A 1,072-nucleotide genomic window follows, 5' to 3' on the forward strand; every position below is an offset into this window, starting at 1 on the left:
GTAGTGGCGAACTCGCCGCATCAACCTAGTGCACAAGATGTCGAACATGCTAAATACTTGGTTAAATAGGGAGAGAGAGATAATGCTCACTCGGCTTAGAGTTCAAGGGTTCAAAAACTTAGAACTTATCCGTAAATAAGCAATAATAACTCCCCATGTGCAACGTACGTGTGTGGAGGTGTGATGGCAAAAGCGAAGTCATGGGAAGTCACGGATGAATTTTGGAAACGTGTTGAGCCGCTGATTCCGGCGCGCCAGCGCGTTGCAGAGCAAACCTATACGCGAAAGAGCGGCGGCGGACGAAAGCCGAAAAATCCCAGACTGGTATTTGAAGGCATCGTTTTTGTTCTGCGCACCGGCTGCCAGTGGAGGGCACTTCCTGCAGAGCGCTTTGGCAGCGCCAGTGCAATACATACCCGCTTCCTGGAGTGGGAGAAGGCGGGCGTCTTTGAGGCTTTGTGGAAGTTGGGACTTGCGGAGTACGACGAGTTCGAAGGCATCGCCTGGCGATGGCAAAGCATTGATGGGGCGATGATGAAAGCACCAATGGCACAAGAGAGCGTGGGACCCAACCCCACGGATCGGGGAAAAAAATGGGAGCAAGCGCCATTTACTGGTAGACGGACGTGGTGTCCCGTTGTCGCTCGTCGTGACCGGGGCCAACCGGCATGATGTCTCGCAGTTGGAGGCGGTACTCAACACCATCGTAGTACAGCGACCCAGCCCACCCGTCAGGCGACACAAGCACTTGTGCGCTGATGCGGGATACACCGGAGCTCCCGCTTTGAAGATCATTGAGGAGCACGGCTACATCCCACATGTCAAAGGAAGAGGGCAAGAAGCCGACGAGCTCAAACGAGACCCGGAGAAGAGGGCAAGGCGCTGGATCGTCGAAGTGGCGCACAGTTGGTTCAACCGATTCCGCAAGCTACTGGTTCGATACGAAAAGCTTGACCGCAGCTTCCTGGCGCTTAACCACTTGGCCGCGTCCATCATGGCACTAAGGAAAATCAAATTGAACGTAAATATTATTTACGGATAAGTTCTAAGGCTCGCGGTTCACCCTGGCGGT

The 1,072-nt window shown here is 53.9% G+C and carries 1 protein-coding gene; it reads left to right on the forward strand.

The window, feature by feature from the left end; all coding sequences use genetic code 11:
- Positions 1-183: 183 nt before the first annotated feature.
- Positions 184-1,042, forward strand: a protein-coding gene (locus AC097P_RS24805) for an IS5 family transposase (RefSeq protein ID WP_479613075.1) whose coding sequence is annotated in 2 segments (ribosomal slippage) — positions 184-590 and positions 589-1,042 — 861 coding nt in all. Because the reading frame shifts where the segments join, the coding sequence is not laid out codon by codon here.
- Positions 1,043-1,072 lie beyond the last annotated feature (30 nt).

The sequence above is a fragment of the Rhodoferax sp. ZS1R8 genome (assembly GCF_056521325.1).